Genomic DNA, 19,793 nt, shown 5'->3' with positions numbered 1-19,793 from the left:
CCGTTGCTGTTTTTTTTCGTAAGCCTCGTGCGAACACAGCCACATGAAATTTTCATGACAACCGTTCGGTCCCGAGCGGCTGTAACCGCCTATCCCCTATAACCAACGCTGGCAGCTTGACACCACCGCGTTGCGACCCCTTAGAGCGAACCCGAAAGGATGAGTAGGATGCTGCGCTGCAAACCCCAGACGAACCCGAACGCCCCTCGTCGCGATGGCGAGTTGTCGATGTTGCGGCTCAAGCCACTGGCCCAGGCCATTGCGCTGCTGTTGGTAGCCGGCAATGCCCACGCGGCGACGGCGTTCAGTTCGGCCTGGTTTGCCGCCAAGGGCGCGTCCCAGGCCGGAGGCGCGGGGCGGCCTACGACGGCTGCGCCAGGCATGCCGCCGCCCCTGGCACAACAGCAACGGGCCAATGCGCAGTTGCAGCGTTCGCTGACCAACCTCAACAACACCGTGGCCGCCATCGCGGCTCAGCAGGCGGCCCAGGCCGCGGGGCGCCAAGCCGCGTTCGGCCAGGTACAGGTCGTGCCCGACGGCTTGGGCGAGGGTGGGCTCAAGGTCGATAACAGCCTGACCCAGGGCTGGCTCAACGCCAAAGGACCGCAGCAGACCCAGGACGGCGGCAAGACCACGGTGAAGATCGAGCAGACCGCCGACAAGGCGATTCTCAACTGGGAAACCTTTAACGTCGGGCGCAACACCACGGTGGACTTCCAGCAGCAGGCGGACTGGGCCGTGCTCAATCGGGTCAACGACCCTCAAGCGCGACCAAGCCAGATCCAGGGCCAGATCAAGGGCAACGGCACGGTGATGCTGGTCAACCGCAACGGCATCGTGTTCAGCGGCAGCAGCCAGGTCAACGTACGCAACCTGGCGGCGGTGGCGGCCAACATCAGCGATGAGCAATTCAGCAAACGCGGCTTGTATGTCGATGCCACCGGCAGCCAACCGACCTTCACTGACGCGGCGGGCAAGGTCGAAGTGCAGCAGGGCGCACTGATCGAAACCCACCGCGCCGCTACCTCTACGGCCGGTGGTGGTTATGCCTTGTTGCTGGGTAGTGAAGTGGAGAACGCCGGCTCTATCATCACCGCCAAGGGCCAGACCACCCTGGCGGCGGGCGACAGCTTCTACATCCGCCGGGGCCAGGGCACCAGCGGTAACCTGCGTTCCACCACCCGTGGCAACGAGGTGGCGACGTCCCTCAAGCCGGGCAGCAGCGCCGGCACGTTGATCAACAGCGGCCTGATCCAGGCCAGCACCGGCGACATCACCCTCACCGGACACAATGTGCAGCAGAACGGCGTGGCCGTGGCCAGCAGTTCGGTGGACACCCGCGGCACCGTGCACCTGCTCAACGCCGCGAGCGACAGCACCGGCAGCGTGACCCTGGGGCAGGGCAGTGCCACGGCGGTGCTGCTTGACGCCGCCGGCGGCAGTGCCCTGGACAGCCAGCGCAATGCTGGACCGGCCGGCCTGGATGGCACGCCGAACAACCTGATCACCGGCCAGTTCAGCAACCTCAGCAGTGTGGTCGACCGCAGCGACCAGTCGCGGGTCGAGATCGTCAGTGGCGGCAGTGTCGACTTTCAGAACGGCTCCATCACCCTGGCCACCGGCGGCCAAGTGGCAGTCAGCGCCGCCGGTCGCAGCCTGGTGCGCGATGGTGCGGTAATCGATGTGTCCGGCGCCATCGGTGTCAAGGTGGCGATGGAATCCAACTCCATCAAGGTCAACGTGCAGGGCAACGAGCAGCGTGATGCGCCGGTCAACCGCGAGGGCGGCAAGCTGACCAATAACGATGTGTGGGTGGACGTGCGTGATTTGATCTACGTGCCGGCGGGTACCAATGGTTACGCCACCGACCGTTGGTACACGGCGGGTGGGCTGCTGGAGGTCGGCGGCTACCTGGGCACACGGGGCCACAGCATGGGTGAATGGGCAGCCCAAGGTGGCACGCTGACGTTCACCGGCAACGACGTGGTGACTCAGCAGGCGGCGCAGTTGAACCTGTCCGGCGGCACCCTGGATGTGCAGAGCGGTTATCTGCGTCAGTCCTGGCTCAAGGGCCCCAATGGGCGCTTGTATGAGTTGTCCAAGGCGCCGGGGGACATTCTCTACACTGGCATCTACAAGGGCTATGAAGACCACAGCCAGCGCTGGGGCCAGACCGAGTACTTCTACAACCCGCTGATCGCCCCACGCGAGCGCTTTGAGGCCGGCTACACCGTCGGTCGTGACGCCGGCAAGCTGGTGGTGTCGACCCGTAACGCCGTGCTGGAAGGCCAGATCGTCGGCGAGGTCTATCAGGGTGAACGCCAGACCCAGGCGCCGAACCTCAACCTCGACGGTTACCAGCAATCGCAAAACGCCGTGGCCCGACGCGCCCAGTTGTGGGTGGGCAGCTACACGCCGATTTATGACAAGAGCAGCGGCGTGATCAACAGTGGCCTGAACCCCACCTTCGATCAGGTCACCGTCGGCAAGGTGACCGACAAGATTGCAGCAGGCCTGGACCTGACCTCGGTGGTCGGCAGCGACCGGCAAGGCAAGTTGGTGCTGGATAACACGCTGCTCAATGGCTTCCAGCTCGGTGCGGTCAAGGTGGCAGCGGCTGAAGGCATCAAAGTCGACGGCACCCTCAAAGTGGCCGATGGCGGAGACATTACGCTTTACGCGCCGCGGGTCGAAGTGAACGCCGATCTGACGGCCCGTAGCGGTCGCATTGCGTTAGGTAACGTCCTGAGACAGGTCGATATCCTCAAGAATTATGTGGTAGGTGACGTCACGTTGGTGCCAGCAGCCGGTACTCGAGCTGCGGTCACGTTGGGCGAGGGCGTTTCGCTAAATACCTCTGGCCTATGGAGCAACCTGCTGCTCGACGGCGGTGACCGCGAGGGCCTGCCGTTTATCAACGGCGGCACCGTGTCTGTGCGCAGCGGCGGCGATATCGACGTGGGCCAGGGCAGCCTGATCGACGTCAGCTCCGGCGCGGCCGTCATGGCCGATGGCAAGACCCGCGGCGGCAAAGGCGGTGACTTGACGCTGACCGCCGGTCTAAGCGCGTCGTCCAGTAACGGCGCCTTGAACTTGGACGGTGAGCTGCGCGGCACCGGGGTGAACGGTGGCGGGACCTTGAAGCTGGCGGCCAATAAAGTGCTGATCGGCAACAGTGGCTCGCCGCTTGAACCGGGCACCTTGCAACTGGGTGGCGATTTCTTCGACAAGGGCTTCTCGGCCTATGACATCACCGGCAATGAAGGCCTGACGGTGGCCGAAGGTACTAAGGTCGATGTGACGATGCCGGTGTACCGTTTCGGCGAGCAGGCGTTGAGCACCGTCAGTGGCGCAGAACCGGCGGATGCTTTGCAGCGCTGGACGCCGGAGCAGTATCAGGAAGATGCGATCAAAGGCGTCCTCACCCAGCGTCGCGGCGCGAGTTTGAGCCTCACCGCCGGTACCCCGAACTCCAGCGCAGCCGACATGGCCAGCACGGTATTAGACCTGGGTAAGGGCAGTGTCATCAGCGTCGATCCGGGCCAGGGCATCGATGTGCGCAGCATCGGTCAGTTGACTGCCAACGGTACCCTTAATGCGTGGGGTGGGCGGGTCAGCCTCACCGGATTGAGCGTCATTGGTGCGGGCGAAGGGGTCAATGCCCAGGGCCACGGTCGCTCCATTTGGGTGGGCGAGCAGGCGCTGATCGACGTCTCCAGTCGTGCCGTGACCGCCCGGGACATGCGCGGCCAGACCTATGGACTGGTACGCGACGGCGGCCAGATTGTCATCGGCGGCCAGATCGATGCCGCGAAAGGTTCGGCATCAGCGTCCGAGTTGTTCGTGGTGGTGCGCGAGGGTGCGCGCTTGCAAGCGGATGGCAGCCAGGCCGTGCTGGATGTTCCCGGCCAGGGGCGTACCGCGGTGACGAGCAATGGCGGCAGTATTTCCCTGGCGTCGGCCAATGGTTTGTACCTGGACGGCGAGTTCAGCGCTCGTTCGGGTGGCACAGGGGCGGCAGGCGGTAGTCTGTCAGTAGCCCTGGAAGCGCCCTATTACCGCAACGATGCGGTCAGTGACCGGGTCTTGCAGGTGCGTGAACTGGTGCTGGGGCAAAACGCCCAGGCGACCCTGCTGGGCGACACCGCCGAGAGCTCGGCGGATTCCCTCGTCTACGGTCACGGCCGGTTGGGCGTGGACCAGGTCCAGTCGGGCGGCTTCGACAGCCTTGCCTTGTTGAGCAATGGCCTGTTGGGCGTCGACGGCGACGTGTCACTGTCTCTCGGCCAAAGCCTGAGGCTGTATGCCCGAAGCTTTGGGCCGAGCGCAAACGCGCCGGCCAATACTCGGGTCCAACTCAATGCTTCCCATGTGCTGCTGTCTGGGCCGGCGGCCGGTCGACCAAATCCGGACGGGTATACCCGGCCAGTGATCGAGGGCGGCGGCGTATCGCTGTTGGCAAACAAGGCAGTGTTTTCCGTTAACGCCGACCTGCTGGATGTACAGGGCAGTGTGATATTTAGCGGCAAAGGCATGCTGAGGCAGGCCGACGGCAGTACCGTCGCGCTGGAACGTGCCGGTTTCGACCGGGTGCAGCTAAACAGCCGGGGTGATCTACGATTCTTGGCCGGGTTCTCTGGCGAATATATGCCTGAAGGCTTCACTACCCAATTGCTGACCCCTTCGGACATGATCTTGCAAGCGGCGCAGTTGTACCCCACGACCGGGGTCGGTGCACGGATATTGGCAGGCTATGGCTGGGGTACCGAACCCGGTAGCGGCATGATTCTCTATGACCCGGCGCGTAGCCTGGTCATCGGACGCACCACTCAGGTTGCACCTCAAGTGCCGTATTCGGTATTCGGGCGCTTGCAACTGGGTAGCGCGAAGATCGAGCAAGGTGGTGTTGTCCGTGCCCCTTTGGGGTTGCTTGAGATCGGTACAAACGACAGCTTGGCGGGCGTATCGGCTCGAGTAGATTTGTTGCCGGGCAGCCTGACCTCGGTTAGCGGCCTAGGGTTGGTTCTGCCTTATGGCGGCACTGTCGATGGGCAGAACTATCAGTACGCTGGAAAGAAAGTTGTGTTGCTAGGGCAAGGCGCGGTGCCCTCCAACAACGGCGACCTGAACATCGGTGTGATTCTGGGCGGCAAGTCTGTGGCGGCCCAGGAAAACTCGGTACTCGATCTTTCTGGGGGCGGTGAACTGCTTGGCGCCGGTTTCATCTCAGGCCGTGGAGGCTCTACTGACGCGCGTTTCAACCCGCTGGTACAAATCGGCGCCAATGGCGGTTTCACCCTGCCGGGGTTGTCCAGCAATCCGGTCTACGCCATCGTGCCGGGCAATCAGAGCCAATACGCACCGGTCGCTGCTGAAGGTGGCGCGGTGGATCCGAGGGTCGGTCAGCAAATCACCATCGGTGCCGGTGTGCCCGGGCTGGCCGCGGGTACCTATACACTGATGCCGTCCACTTATGCCTTGTTGCCTGGGGCTTTCCGGGTGGAGGTCAACGGCCTCGCGGGTCAGGGCTCCACGGCGGGTGCGTTGCAGATGCGCAACGGCTCCTGGGCCACCGCCGGGGTGCTGTCGGTGGCCAATACCGAGCAACGCAACAGTCTGGCCAGTCAAGTCATCCTGACTTCAGGCGATGTACTGCGTCGCTATTCGCAGTACAACGAAACCAGCTATGCCCAGTTCGCTGTAGCCGACGCCGCACGCCTGGGTGTGCCGCGAGCCCTGTTGCCGGTAGACGCCAAGACCTTGAAGTTGAAGCTGGCCCCTGGGGCGGGAGACCAAGCGTTCTCCTTCAAGGGCGTTGGTAAGTTCGCGCCTCAGAAAGGTGGCTATGGCGGCACTGTCACGGTATTGGGTAATGTGAGGGGCGCGCTGGAGGTAGTGGCTGATGGGCGCGGGGCCACGGCTGGCTTCGAGGGTGTGACCCTCAATGCCGAAAGCCTCAATGCGTTGAATGCATCGCGCCAGGTGATTGGCGGCCAGTTCTATACGCTCTATGGTCAGGGCGGAAATTACATCACGCCGACATTTGCAGCGTCGTCCAGGGTGATCTTGCGTGAAGGCGCGACGTTAGCGGCACCGGAAGTTTTCCTGCTGGCCAACGGCGAGTTGTCGATGGAACAAGGCGCGGCCATCAACACCATCGGCCGTGGCGCGTCTGTCTACGATGCCCGTGATGGTTTTGTCTATGACCTCAATGTGAATGGCCAGGATTTGAGCTTGCTGGCCGCCTCCAACGGCTTGCTCAACGTGCTGGCACCCTCATCGGGCAGCAACGGCAGGATCAACATCGGCGGATGCAGCCTGACACCGTGCAGCGGCGTGACCCGGATTCATTCCGAAGGCAGCATCGTCGCCGCTACCGGGGGCAGCCTGGAACTGGACGATCGAGTGCGCTATGGCACCCGCCACCTGACGCTGGCCCTGAGTAATATCAACGTCGGTACCGCCCAGGCCCTGAGCAATGCGGCGACGCGCCAGGTCCTGCCTGGCGGTCTGACCCTGAGCCAGACGGTACTCGATCGCCTGTTGCGCGGGGACACCGAATACGGTGCCCCGGCCCTGGAAACTCTTGAACTGTCGGCCCGTGAGGCATTGAACTTCTACGGCACTGTCAGTCTCGACACCTATGACTCGGCGACGGGCAAGTCGCGGCTGGCCAACCTGATGCTCAGCACCCCGGCCATTTATGGCGCAGGCAGCGCCAGTGACGTGGCGACCATTCGCACCGCCAACCTGATCTGGAACGGCGCCGTTGGCGCGCCGGGTTCGGTGATTGCCGGCGGTGCTGGCACCGGGGCCGGTCGCCTGGACATCCAGGCCCAGCGTATCGAGTTCGGCTATGGCGATTTCACCCAGCCTAGCTCGGTCACCACCCTGGGCCGTCTTGCGCTGGGTTTCGCCAACGTCAACCTCAGTGCCAGCGAACGCCTGACCGCCAACCACAAAGGCAGTCTGGCGGTGTATCAAAGCCAGGGCGCCTACGACGCGAAAACGGGCTACGCTTATAGCGGCGGCAACCTGAATATTCTCACCCCGTTGCTCACCGGAGAAGCTGGCTCGGTCAACCGCATCACCGCGGGCGGTGCGGTCAATGTAACGGGCGCGACCGCTAAGCCGGGCACTGTCTCCGGGCTCGGGGGCGAGTTGTCCCTCAAGGGCCAGAGCCTCAACCTGGCCAGTGCGGTGATGCTGCCCAGCGGCAAGCTGACCCTGAGCGCGACGGACGACTTGACCCTGGCCGATGAGGCGCTGATCGATGTGGCGGGGCGCACAGTGACCTTCAACGATGTCACGCGCTACAGCGCCGGTGGCGAGGTGATCCTGCAAAGCCAGAACGGCAATATCCGCCAGGCGGGTGGCTCAAGCATCGACCTCTCGGCTCGCCACAACCAGGCCGGTCGGCTCAGTGCGGAGGCCTTGGGCAGTACGGCGGGAGTAGTCGATCTGCAAGGACGGATCCTCGGCAGCAGCACCGGCGAATATGGCGCCGCTGGTACCGCCATGCCGTATCTGGCCGGCGGCGTGGAAATCCAGGCCCAGGGCCTGGGCGGCAGCGGTAGCCTCAGCGAGCAGTTCGCGGCGTTGAACCAACGGTTGAACGAAGGTCAGGCATTCGGTTCCCGTGGTTTCCAGCTCAAGCAAGGCGACTTGGTGATCGGCGACGAACTCAAGGCCTCATCCATCAACGTGTCCCTGGACAATGGCAGCCTGTTGGTCAATGGCAAGGTGGACGCCAGCGGTGAGCGGGTCGGCAGCATCCGGCTCGCGGCCGGGCGCTCCCTGACCCTGGGCAGCAACGCGGTGCTCGATGCCCACGGCAGCCGTCTGCGGGTGGACAGCTACGGCAAGATCATCGATTCGCCGAACCGTGCCATCGTTGACCTGACTTCCCGCAACGGCGTGCTGACCCTGGCCGACGGAGCTCGCATCGATTTGCGCCATGGCACTGCGGCGCCCGCCGGACAGCACGACGGCCGTGCCCGTGGCACGCTGGAACTCAATGCACGCCGCGCCGGCTCGGTTCCGACCCAGGGCGACATTGCCATCGACGCCAGCGGTGGCCTGGATATCCAGGGCGCTCGTTCGATTGCCGTCAACGGTACGTGGCAGTACAGCGACGCAGCCTACGGCAGCGATCCGGCGGCCAGCGGACGCCCTTATCAGGTCATCGACCAGGCGTACCTGGATGGCAAGCACCAGGACAGTATTGCCTTCATCGACGCGGCGCTGGCCAACGGCGATTTGATGCAACGTAAACTCGCCGGTCTGAACAACGCTCGATATGCCGACGCGTTCCACCTACGGCCCGGCGTGGAGATCGTCAGCGCGACGGCCGACGGTGATCTGGTGGTGCGGGGTGACCTGGACCTGTCCGGTTATCGCTACGCCAGTGTGAATCCGCATACGCGTAAAACCGCCGTGTACGGCTCCGGTGAGTCGGGTGCGCTGACTCTGCGCGCCGGGGGTGACCTGAACATCTATGGCAGTATCACCGACGGTTTTGCCCGGCCACCGGCCAGCAACGATGACAAGGGCTGGGTGCTGTTGCCGGGCATTGATTTCGCGGCGGGCGATATCGTCGTGCCCGGCAGCGGCGTGACCCTGGCGGACGATACGGCGTTTCCGGCCGGCTCGGTGCTCAACTTCGACGTGCCGCTCAAGGGCGCGACCCTGGCGGCGGGAACACGCCTGCCGGTGGCCGCGACGCTTGATCAACCTCTGGTGCTGCCGGCCGGTACGGTGCTAGCCGCCGCGGTGCATGATGCCTCGGGCAACTTATTATTCGCGGCCGGCACTTTGGTGGTTTCGACTCAAACCCTTGAGGCGGGAACAGTGCTGGAAGCAGGTAGCCTGCTGAGCAGCAGCACAACCCTAGGCAGCCTGATCTGGCCTAAAGGGGTTGCGTTGCCAAGCATTGCGGACGCGAGTAACGGCTTGACCAACGTCCTGCGTCTCAACGGCGCCCTGGCACTGAGCGTGGGTTCGAAAATTCCTTCAGGTACCGACATCAAGTTGCCGGCCGGGGTTGAGTCGGTGCAGTTGCGTGCGGAAGTGGCGGGGAGCAACTGGGCTATCGCGCCGATGCTGGCCGAGGGGTCGCAGTCCTGGTCCCTACGGTTGGTGGCCGGCGCCGATACGCAGGCGGCTGACAGTCGGGTCGTGAAGCCTGCATCGGCCCATGGCGATCTTCATCTGGCTGACAGTCATTACGGTGTATTTGGCGTGCCGAATATGGTCTGGACCGAAGCCGGATCGCTGGAGTTTTTTGGTGACTCCAGCATGGTAGGGCAGCCCGTGGACTTTGTTGGGTTCGGTGATCCTAACCTGTGTATCGACGACCCGTCTCGCTGCGAAGTGGGTGGTCCCCCCGGGTATAAGCCGGGCAGCCAGCGCTGGAGCGTCATTCGCACCGGCACGGCGGACCTTGAGTTGCTGTCGGCAGGTGATTTGAAAATGGATTCACTGTACGGGGTCTACACCGCCGGCAGCTCGGCCAGCGCGACCTACGCAGGCGATCCGTACAATCAGCCCAAGGCGTTGGGGGTAGGAGGTACGGTGCTCAATGACGCAACAGGTGAAAACGAGCAATTCGTGGACGGCGGTATCAACAGTGTCTATCGCGCTTGGTACCCTGACTCAGGCGGCAACCTGACCCTGAAGGTCGGTGGTGACTTGATCGGCAACGCTATGGATGTTTCCAGCAGCAATTATGGGCGGCCCAATTCTTTCGACACCGGTTACGACACGGTCAACGTTGGTAACTGGCTGTGGCGCCAAGGCAGCGGCTCAACCGCCACGGGTACCGGGGCACAACCGTCCGCCTGGTGGATCAACTTTGGTAGCTATACCGCTGCGCAGGATCCCAGCAATGCTGACCTGATGGTTGGTTTTACCGGTTTCGGTACGCTGGGCGGGGGCGACCTGAACGTCCAAGTGGCCGGTGATGCCGGGATACTCGATCAAATGGCGGGCAGTCTTCTTGAGCCGCGCAGCAACAGCCGCAGTCAAGGATTGGTGCTTGCCGTGGGCAGCACCGGGCGGGTAGGTGCCGATGGGAGTTTGCAACTGACCGGCGGTGGTGATCTCAATCTGCGTGTGGGTGGTGCTTTGAATCCCGAGGGCCTGTTCGCGAACGGGCATCTGAACGGCGCAGTCATCAACCTGCGGGGCCACGCGCAGATCGACAGCGGGGCAATTGGTCGAATCGACCTTCAATATGGCAACGCTGCCTCAGCACAGTCACCTGGAGAAACGCGGGCCTACGACTCCTTCAAATCCACACGAGGGGTTGCGACCGGCGGACTGACCCTCATGCCGGGCGATGCTACGTTCGATCTGACCACTTCAGGCGACCTTGTGGTAATGGATGTCGCCGACCCGGGTCGGGCGCCGATGATGAGCGCCTCACGTTTCAAGGACGGTAACACCAACGGAGCGGGCGTGAGTTGGTTCACGCTGTGGACAGACAATACTGCGGTCGACTTGTGGTCGTCGGGAGGTAACCTGACACCTTTCACATCCAGTACCGCAACGGATCTGGCGGTGGTCTATCCATCAATCCTGAGGGCTGTGGCAGCCAGTGGCAGTCTTTATTACGGGAAGTCCTCGGAACTGTATGACAGAGGCTACAACGGCGACAATCGTCCAGCCCTGCTGCTCGCGCCTGGCATCAATAGTGAGCTGCAATTCATGGCCGGCGACTCCATCTATGGTGGCGATATGTCGGTCAGTCGTTCCGGTGCTGCCTCCGCAGCCCTGGCTACACCGTTGCGGCCAGCCTTTGTCGGTATTGTCGATGGTTTCGTCATAAAGGCCAGTAATCTCTCAGCCAATGGCAACCCCGCGCGCCCCAGTGCGAAAATATTGCCTCTGTTTGCCTTCGATACCAGCAGCGCTTCCAGTGAATGGGCCCTTAATGTCGATCCTGCTCGCTTCTATGCGCTTGAAGGCGACTTGCTGGCAGTCGCCACTGGACGGTCGATGACCTCGGTTTCCACGGGCAGATGGCCGGGGCGAATCGCCTACGAAGGCGCCGGACCTGTACGGATGATGGCTGGGCGAGACATTGTCAGCAGCGGCATACCGCTGGGCGGGTCTTTGAATGAGGATACCGGCGTGGGGGGGGCGGGAAATTACACCACCACCGGCAACCTTTTCATCCACAACAACCCCACCGACATCTCCATCGTCTCGGCCGGGCGCGACATTCTCTACAGCAGCTTCAACGTCGCCGGTCCCGGCCTGATGGAGATCACCGCCGGGCGCAATATCCTGATGGACGACAAGGTCAGCATCACCAGTATCGGCGCGGTGGTGCCAGGGGATTCGCGTCCTGGCGCGAGCCTGGTGCTGCAAGCCGGCGCGGGTCTCAACGGGGCGGATTACGAGCGCTTCGTCAAGGCGTACCTGGATCCGGCCAACCAGGCTTTGGCCGGTGTGCCCCTGGCGGACCAGGACGGCAAGGTCGCCAAGACCTACGAAACGGAGCTGGTGAAGTGGCTCAAGGAACGCTTTGGCTTCAGCGGCGACACCGATCAGGCGCGCAGTTTCTTCGCAGCGCTGCCGGCGGAGCAGCAGCGGGTGTTTGCCCGCGACGTGTACTTCGCCGAGCTCAAGGCCGGTGGTCGTGAGTACAACGAAGTCGGCGGTGTGCGCCAGGGCAGCTACCTGCGTGGGCGAGAAGCGATCGACTTGTTGTTCCCAAGCAAGGATGCGGCGGGTAACGCGATTGCCTACAAGGGCGACATCACGATGTTCGGCGGGGCGGGGGTGCACACCGATTTCGGTGGCAGCATCCAGATGCTCACGCCCGGCGGCGGGCAAACCTTCGGCATCGAAGGCAACGCGCCGCCGTCCACCGCCGGGGTCATCACCCAGGGCGAGGGCGATATCCAGTTGTATGCGCAGAACAGCATCCTGCTGGGACAGAGCCGGATCATGACCACTTTCGGCGGCTCGATCCTCGGTTGGTCGGCCCAGGGCGACATCAACGCCGGTCGTGGTTCGAAGACCACCGTGGTCTACACGCCGCCCAAGCGTTTGTATGACACCTGGGGCAATGTGACCCTGTCGCCTTCGGTGCCGAGCACTGGCGCCGGTATCGCCACGCTCAACCCGATTGCCGAAGTGGCGCCGGGCGACATTGATCTGATCGCGCCGCTGGGCACCATCGATGCGGGCGAGGCGGGGATTCGGGTGTCGGGCAACGTGAACATCGCGGCATTGACCGTAGTGAACGCAGCCAACATCCAGACTCAGGGCAAATCCAGCGGCGTGCCGCTGGCGGCTTCGGTGAACACCGGCGCCATCACCTCGGCCAGTTCGGCGGCGTCCTCGGCGACACAAGCGGCGGAGGACGTGGCGCGCCAGCAGCAGAACGCGGCGCGGCAGAACCAGGCGTCGGTGTTTACCGTGCAGGTGGTGAGTTTCGGTTCAGAGCAACTGGCCCCAACCCGCGACGGCGCCAGCCGTGAGGCGCCACGCGCCTATGATCCCGCCAGTCCGGTGCAGGTGTTGGGCGCCGGGCCGTTGGATGAACAGGCGCGGCAGCGGTTGACCGAGGAAGAGCGGGGGCGGTTGAGCTTGTAGGAACCGAGTTGCCGCCATCGCGAGCAAGCTCGCTCCCACAGGGTTTGTTGTGCCTGGGCGTCATCGGGCACCCACTACCCCGTGGCGAGGGAGCCTGCTCCCTCGCCACGACAGCAGTGGCGCTCTCTCAAATGAAGCTTTCATGACAAAAGTTCGGTAGCACATCGCCATTCCCGTCATGCCTGTGTGACGTGTTCGAGGGGACCTTTCAGGTCGTTTGGAGCCGGGGCGCGAAGGCGGGAGTGAGGCGATGGGGACTATGGAACGTTATTCGAAAGTGGGCATGCAGGAGCTCGACCAGCGGCTGTCGAAGATCGTCGAGGCGGCGCGCAAGCAGCCGGTCTCGGTGTATCGCTACGGCGCGCCGTGGGTCTGGATCGTTTCCCAGGATGACTGGCAGGGCGCGCTCAAGGAAGTGTCCAGCTACATCCCCCAGGGTCATTCCCTGGTGCTGTTACGGCCGCAGATCGATGACCTGCTGGCCGAGCATCGCGACGTGCTGCAGGGCCTCAATGCTGAAGCTGGCATGCTGATCGCTCCGCAAACGGCCATGCACATCCTGCTGCTGCAACTGCTCTATTCGGTACCCAGCGAACAGCAACTCTACGAACAACTCAATTACAACCTGCTGTTCCGCTGGTTCGTCGGCCTGGACCTGAACCAGAAGGTCTGGAGCTTCAACGTCCTGAGCAAGGACCTCGCCACGCTGTTGGGCGATGCGCGGGCGGTGCGGCTCATCGAGAAAATCATCGGTGAAGTGTTCTGTGGTGCCTTGCTGCAAATGCCGGAGTTCTCCTTGAACTTCGCGCTGCTGCACACCTGGCTGGCCCGGCACGCCTCGACATCGACCGCAAGCAATTGAGCCGTATCTTGAATTCAGGGGGTGATGTGGAGCATTTCTTCAAATTGCGGCCAGCGCTGTGGGGCTGGCTGCTGCTGACGGTCGGGGGGCCGTCAGCCTATGCGGCAGAAGGAGGGCCTGAGGTCGAAGCGGCGCCGGCTCGCCTGGTGGACGTGAACGAGTATTTCGTGCGGGGCAACACCGTGCTCGATGCCCGGGCGATTGAGGAAGCGGTGTACCCGTTCCTGGGCCCACAAAAGACCTTGGACGACATCGAAGGCGCCCGCGAAGCGCTGCAGAAGGTCTATCAGGCTCGCGGTTACCAATCGGTGTTCGTGGAGTTGCCGGAACAGAAAGTCGAGGATGGCATCGTCTACCTGCAGGTCAGCGAGACCAAGGTTGGCCGGGTGCGGGTGGTGGGTGCCAAGCACTATTCGCCCGTGGAAATCCGCGAAGACGTGCCGGCCCTCAAGGAAGGCGAGGTGCCGGACTTCGCCCAGGTCCAGACCGAGCTGGCGCAACTGAACAAGACCCCGGGTCGCCAGGTGATGCCGCTGGTGCGCGAAGGCCAGCGGCCCGGCACCATGGACGTGGACTTGCAGGTCGAAGACCAAGACCCCTGGCAGGCCAGCCTGGGCCTGAACAACGACTACAGCGCCGACACCGAAAAGCTGCGCACGGTCGCCAGCCTTGGCTACAACAACCTCTGGCAACTGGGCCACAGCGTTTCGCTGACCTTTTTCACCGCGCCCCAGGACACCGAAAACGCCAAGGTCTGGTCGGGTTCCTATACCGCGCCGCTGAGCGAGCGCTGGAGCGTGCAGTTCTCCGGTTACCAGTCCGACAGCAACGTGGCGACCGTCGGCGGCAGTAACGTGTTGGGCAAAGGTCATTCCTACGGGGTGTCGGCGATCTACAGCCTGCCGTCCGCTGGGGCATGGGCCAACAGTTTTTCGGTCGGAGTGGATTTCAAGGATTTCGACGAAGAACTCAACCTGGGCGGTGCCAGCGACAAGGCGCCGCTCAAGTACGCGCCGTTCACCTTCGCCTACAACGGCTTTCGCTACACCGAAACCAGCCAGTTGGGTTTGGGCCTGAGCCTGGTGGCCGGTACCCGCAGCCTGCTCGGCTATGGCAGCACCGACGAAGAGTTCGACTACAAGCGCTATCGCGCCAGCCCCAGTTTCGCGGTGCTCAAGGGCGACGGCAACTACACCTTCACCTTCGGCAACGACTGGCAGACCGCCTCCAAGGCGGCCTTCCAGCTGGCGTCCGGGCCGCTGGTTTCCAACGAACAGTTCTCCGCCGGCGGCGCCACGTCGGTACGCGGCTACCTGGCCGCCGAGCGTACCGGTGACGACGGCTACCTGCTGTCCCAGGAGCTGCGCACGCCGTCCCTCGCCAAGTTTCTCGGCAGCTATGTCCAGGAGTGGCGTTTCTATGCCTTTGCCGAGGGGGCGCATTTGTACCTGCGCGATGAACTGCCCGACCAGGACCCCGATTACAGCCTCGCCAGCGTCGGCCTCGGCACCCGCGCGAGCCTGAGCAAATGGCTGTCCGGCAGCCTCGACTGGGGCTACCCGCTGCTCGACGGGCCGAACACCACGAAACAGGAATCGCGCCTGCACTTCAACCTGCAAGCGACGTTTTGAACCCAGGAGTCATGTCCATGCAACGCTTATTCATACCGCTGTTGATCTGCCTGGGGCTGCTGCTTCCGGCGACCGCCAACGCCTGGTGGCAGGACGATTGGCACTACCGCAAACAGATTTCGGTGGACACCACGCCCCAAGGCGCGGCCATCGCCCAGGCCCTGGGCCGCACGGCATTGCTGGTGCGCCTGCACACCGGCAACTTTACGTTCGACGGGGTCAAGGACGACGGCTCGGACCTGCGCTTCGTCAGTGCCGACGACAAGACCGTGCTCAATCACCAGATCGAAAGCTTCGACCCGCTGATGGGCATGGCGCTGATTTGGGTCGATGTGCCGAACGTGGAGGGCGGCCAGCGCCAGGACCTGTGGATGTACTACGGCAACCAGAAAGCCCCGGCCACCGCCAGCGGCCAACTGGCCTTCGACCCGGATTACACCGCGCTGTACCACTTCGACACGGCCACTGGCGTGCCGCCCAAGGACACCACGGCCTACGGCAACAATGCCCAGGGCGCGGCCGGCGTGAGTATCGACGGCGTGATCGGACGAGCCTTGCAGTTCAATGGTCAGCCGCTGTTGTTACCCGCCAGCCCTTCGTTGCAACACAGCGCCGGCGCGGCGTTCACTTTCAGCACCTGGCTGCGCCAGGACCAGGCCAGCGGCGAACAAATCGTCCTGGCCCGTCGCGAAGCCGCCGCCAGTCTGTTGGTTGGGGTCAACCAAGGGGTGCCGTTCGTAGCGATCAATGATCAGCGTGCGGTCTCGACCCAGCCGCTGAACCCCGGCCAATGGCAGCACCTGGCGTTGACCGCCTCGGGTGATCGGGTGGTGCTGTACGTCAACGGGCGTGAAGCCGCGAGCCTGGCGCTGGCCATGCCGGCGTTCAACTCGCCGATCGCCCTGGGGTCGGATGTTTCCGCCGGTACCTTTGCGCCGTTCAGCGGGGCCATGGACGAGGCACGCCTGTCGAAGGTTGCCCGGCCTGCGCCGCTGCTGTTGGCCGATGCCAATGCCCAGGGCGCCGAGTCGAAATTGGTGGCTTATGGTGTCGATGAAGAACAGTCCGGCTTCGGTTTCGGCAGCCTCGGTTTCCTGCTCAACGCCGTGCCGCTGGATGCCTGGGTGATCATCGCCGTACTGGTGCTGATGATGTTCCAGTCATGGATCATCATGATCCGCAAGAATCGCATGGTCAGCCGTCTCAGTGCCGCCAACGAAGCCTTCCGCGAGCAGTTCGCCCGGATCGGCACGCGCCTGGAAATGTTCGCCGACGACCAGGACCTCGCCCAGCGCCTGCAGCACTCATCGTTGTGGCGGCTGTACCTGGTGGCGGTCAAGGAAATCCGCACCCGCCGCGAGCAGGGCGCCGATACCTCGTCGGTCTCGGCCGCCACCATCGAGGCGATTCGCTGCTCGATGGACGGCGTGCGCACCCGGGAAAACCAGCAACTGAGTTCGAAACTCTCGACCCTTTCCAATGCCATTGCCGGCGGCCCCTACATCGGCCTGCTCGGCACGGTGTTGGGGATCATGGTGGTGTTCCTCGGCACGGCCATGGCCGGCGACGTCAACATCAACGCCATCGCCCCGGGCATGGCCGCGGCCTTGCTGGCCACCGCCATGGGCCTGTTCGTCGCGATTCCGGCGCTGTTTGGCTACAACCGCCTGATCACCCGCAACAAGGAAGTCAACGCTGACATGCGGGTGTTCGTCGACGAGTTCATCACGCGCCTGGCGGAGATGCACGGCGAAGGCCAGTCCGGCGAAGTGGCTCATCGCCGCGACCATCACGTCCAATCGTCCGTACCGGCCTGAGGAGCATCGCCATGGCTAGCGTAAATGCTTCACACGATGACGACGATGATGCGGCGGTCGACAGCATCAACATCACGCCGCTGGTGGACGTGCTCATGGTGGTGCTGGTGATGTTCATCCTCACCGCCACGGCGCAGGTGTCGGGTATCCAGATCAACCTGCCCAAGGCCAGCGCCTCGGTGTCGCTGTCGGAGGCCAAGACCAAGGCGATCTCGGTGAATGACGGCGGCCAGGTATTCCTCGATGCCTACCCGGTGACCCTGGCCGAGCTGGAGGAACGCCTGCGCATCGAGAAGGCCCAGAGCCCGGACTTTCCGGTGATCGTGCGCGGCGACGCCACGGTGCAGTACCAGAAAGTCATCGAAGTGCTGGACCTGTTGCGGCGCCTGGAACTGTCCCAAGTCGGTCTGGTGACCGGCAAACCGAGCCAGGGCTGATCATGACCGCCAGACTTCCCGTCAATCCGCCCCCAGTGAAGCGTTCGCCGCTGCGCCTGCTCAAGTGGGCCGCCGGCCTGGCGCTGGCTGGCCTGGCGGCCTGGCTGCTGTGGCAATGGGCCAACGACATGAGCGGCGTGCGCCGTGAAGCGCCGAAGGTGCCGACCATCATTCCGCTGCCGCCCCCACCGCCGCCGCCCCCGGAAAAACCCAAGGAGCCGGAACCCAAGGTCGAGGAGAAAGTGCTCGAGCCCGAGCCGACGCCGGAACCCGAAGAGGTCAAGCCCGAGGAAGAAGCACCGCCGTCCCCGGTGGATGACCTGGCCAACCCGATGCAAATGGACGGCGACGCCCAGGCCGGCAACGACGCTTTCAACATTGGTGCGGGCAAGGGCGGCGGCATGGCCGGGGCAGGTGGCGGGCGCCTCGGCAACGGCACCTACAGCCAGTTTTTGGCGTTCACCTTCCAGCGCTTGCTGCGGGAAAACCCCGACTTGCGCAGCCTGGCGTTTTCCCTACAGGCCGACGTCTGGCTCAGCGCGGTGGGGGAGATCACCCGCGTCGAGCTGGTCAAGTCCAGCGGCAACCCGCAGGTGGATGAGCAAGTGATCGCCGCCCTGCGTGCCGCGCCGCATTTGAGCGAACGGCCTCCGGCCTCCCTGACCTTGCCCGTGCGCCTGTCCTTGCAGGGACGGCGGCCGGGTTAACCGACTATTTGAAAGTTTGCCAACAGGAGTTGTGTGCAGATGATTTCCAATGTGAATCGATTGTCGTGGGCGATCGGCCTGGTGGTCTTGAGCCTGGCCGGGCACGCGTCGGCAGCCCCGGCGCCTTCGGAAAACGCCACGATCAATCTGATCCGCCTGCTGGTGCAGCAGGGTGTGTTGAAGCAGGACCAGGCCGAAGGCCTGATTGCCCAAGCCGAGCGCGAAGCCGTGCAGGCCCGACAAGCCGCCACGGCCGTTGCCGCAACGCCGACCGGTGCGCCGGGGGACGTGCGCGTGCAGTATGTGCCGAACATCGTGCGTGAGCAGATCCGTGACCAGGTCAAGGCCGAAGTCATGGCCACCGCCAAACAGGAAAATTGGGCCCAGCCCAACACGTTCCCGGATTGGGTCTCGCGCATCAGTTTCGATGGCGACATTCGCCTGCGGGATGAGTCGCGCTATTACTCGGGCACCAACAGCAACCAGATCGTCGACTTCGCCCGGCTCAACGACCGGGGCCCCTACGACGTCAACCCCAACAGCAGTTCCAACCTGCCGCCCTTGCTCAACACCCGTGAAGACCGGGAAAACCTGTTTCGCCTGCGGGCGCGCCTGGGCATGAAGGCGGTGATCGCCCCAGAGTGGACTGCGGGCATCCGCATCGGTACCGGCTCGGACAACAACCCGGTGTCCACCACCCAGACCCTCGGCGGAGGCTTCGGCAAGAAAGACATCTGGCTCGACCAGGGTTACCTGACCTGGAAGCCGTCGGATGAATTGACCGTGACCGGCGGGCGCTTCGCCAACCCGTTCTACTCCACCGACTTGCTGTACTCCGGCGACCTGAACTTCGATGGCGTGGCGGCGATTTTCAACCGCAAGCTCAGCCAGGACTTTGGCCTGTTCGGCACCGTCGGAGCGTTCCCGGTGGAATACACCAACGACACCAGCACCAGCAACGGCACCGACAAGGAAGAGAGCGACAACAAGTGGCTGTACGGCGCGCAACTGGGCGCCAACTGGGCGATCAACGACAGCAACCGCATCAAGGGCGCGTTGGCCTACTACCGCTTCGACGACATCGAGGGCCAGCGCTCCTCGCCGTGCGAGCCCTGGTCGGGTGATCCAGGCTGCGACAGCGACGGCTCGCGGGTGGCGTTCATGCAGAAGGGCAACACGGTGTTCCTGCTGCGGGACATCACGCCCAACCCGCTCAACCCGTCCACCACGCCGCAACCGCAATACGTCGGCCTGGCCTCGGAGTTCAACCTGCTGGATCTGAACCTTGCGTGGGACACGGATCTACCGCAAGACCTGAAGCTGCGCAGCCAGGCTCACTACGTGCATAACCTGGGCTACGACGAAGGTGAGATGCGCAAACGCTCGGCAGGGCAGTTTGCCAACAACCTGGACGAGAACGGCGAGGTGGAAAGCGGCGCCAATGCCTGGATGCTCCAGTTCACCCTCGGCAACTCGTTGGAACTCAAGCGCCAGGGCGACTGGAATATGTTCGCCGGCTACAAGTACATCCAGCCGGACGCCTTGCCGGACGGCTTCAACGATTCGTCGTTCCACCTGGGCGGCACCAACGCCAAGGGTTACTTCCTGGGCGGCAACTACGGCCTGGCGAGCAACGTCTTCGCCACCGGTCGCTGGCTGAGTTCCGAAGCGGTCTACGGCGCGCCGTATGACATCGATGTCTTGCAGCTTGAAATCAACACGCGCTTCTAAGC

7 protein-coding genes are annotated in these 19,793 nt (G+C 63.6%); all 7 read left to right on the top strand.

The genetic code is table 11. The features are described from left to right. The first annotated feature begins 168 nt into the window (after nucleotides 1-168). Nucleotides 169-12,606, top strand: coding sequence for a filamentous hemagglutinin family protein (locus tag LOY70_RS18135; RefSeq protein WP_265028755.1), 12,438 nt, complete (start codon nucleotides 169-171; stop codon nucleotides 12,604-12,606). A 259-nt stretch (nucleotides 12,607-12,865) separates the two neighbouring features. Next, complete coding sequence (locus tag LOY70_RS30235; protein WP_123343308.1) at nucleotides 12,866-13,468, top strand: transposase; 603 nt, start codon at nucleotides 12,866-12,868, stop codon at nucleotides 13,466-13,468. 26 nt (nucleotides 13,469-13,494) lie between these two features. After that, nucleotides 13,495-15,099 carry a ShlB/FhaC/HecB family hemolysin secretion/activation protein gene (locus LOY70_RS18125; protein WP_123343309.1) on the top strand — a complete coding sequence of 535 codons (1,605 nt, stop codon included), beginning with the start codon at nucleotides 13,495-13,497 and terminating at the stop codon, nucleotides 15,097-15,099. 17 nt (nucleotides 15,100-15,116) lie between these two features. Continuing rightward, nucleotides 15,117-16,916: a DUF2341 domain-containing protein gene (locus LOY70_RS18120; RefSeq protein ID WP_265028754.1), complete on the top strand. Its 1,800-nt coding sequence runs from the start codon at nucleotides 15,117-15,119 to the stop codon at nucleotides 16,914-16,916. A gap of 11 nt (nucleotides 16,917-16,927) precedes the next feature. Continuing rightward, nucleotides 16,928-17,353: an ExbD/TolR family protein gene (locus LOY70_RS18115; RefSeq protein WP_003201710.1), complete on the top strand. Its 426-nt coding sequence runs from the start codon at nucleotides 16,928-16,930 to the stop codon at nucleotides 17,351-17,353. Between the two features lie 2 nt (nucleotides 17,354-17,355). Next, on the top strand, nucleotides 17,356-18,060 hold the full coding sequence (locus tag LOY70_RS18110) for an energy transducer TonB (RefSeq protein WP_265028753.1): 705 nt from the start codon (nucleotides 17,356-17,358) through the stop codon (nucleotides 18,058-18,060). A 39-nt stretch (nucleotides 18,061-18,099) separates the two neighbouring features. Continuing rightward, nucleotides 18,100-19,791 (top strand): putative porin, encoded by a 1,692-nt coding sequence (locus LOY70_RS18105; RefSeq protein ID WP_265028752.1) that lies wholly within the window; start codon nucleotides 18,100-18,102, stop codon nucleotides 19,789-19,791. Nucleotides 19,792-19,793: the final 2 nt, after the last annotated feature.

The organism is Pseudomonas sp. B21-054 (genome assembly GCF_026016345.1).
Lineage (GTDB): Bacteria > Pseudomonadota > Gammaproteobacteria > Pseudomonadales > Pseudomonadaceae > Aquipseudomonas.
This window is presented reverse-complemented; position numbering and strand designations above follow the sequence as displayed.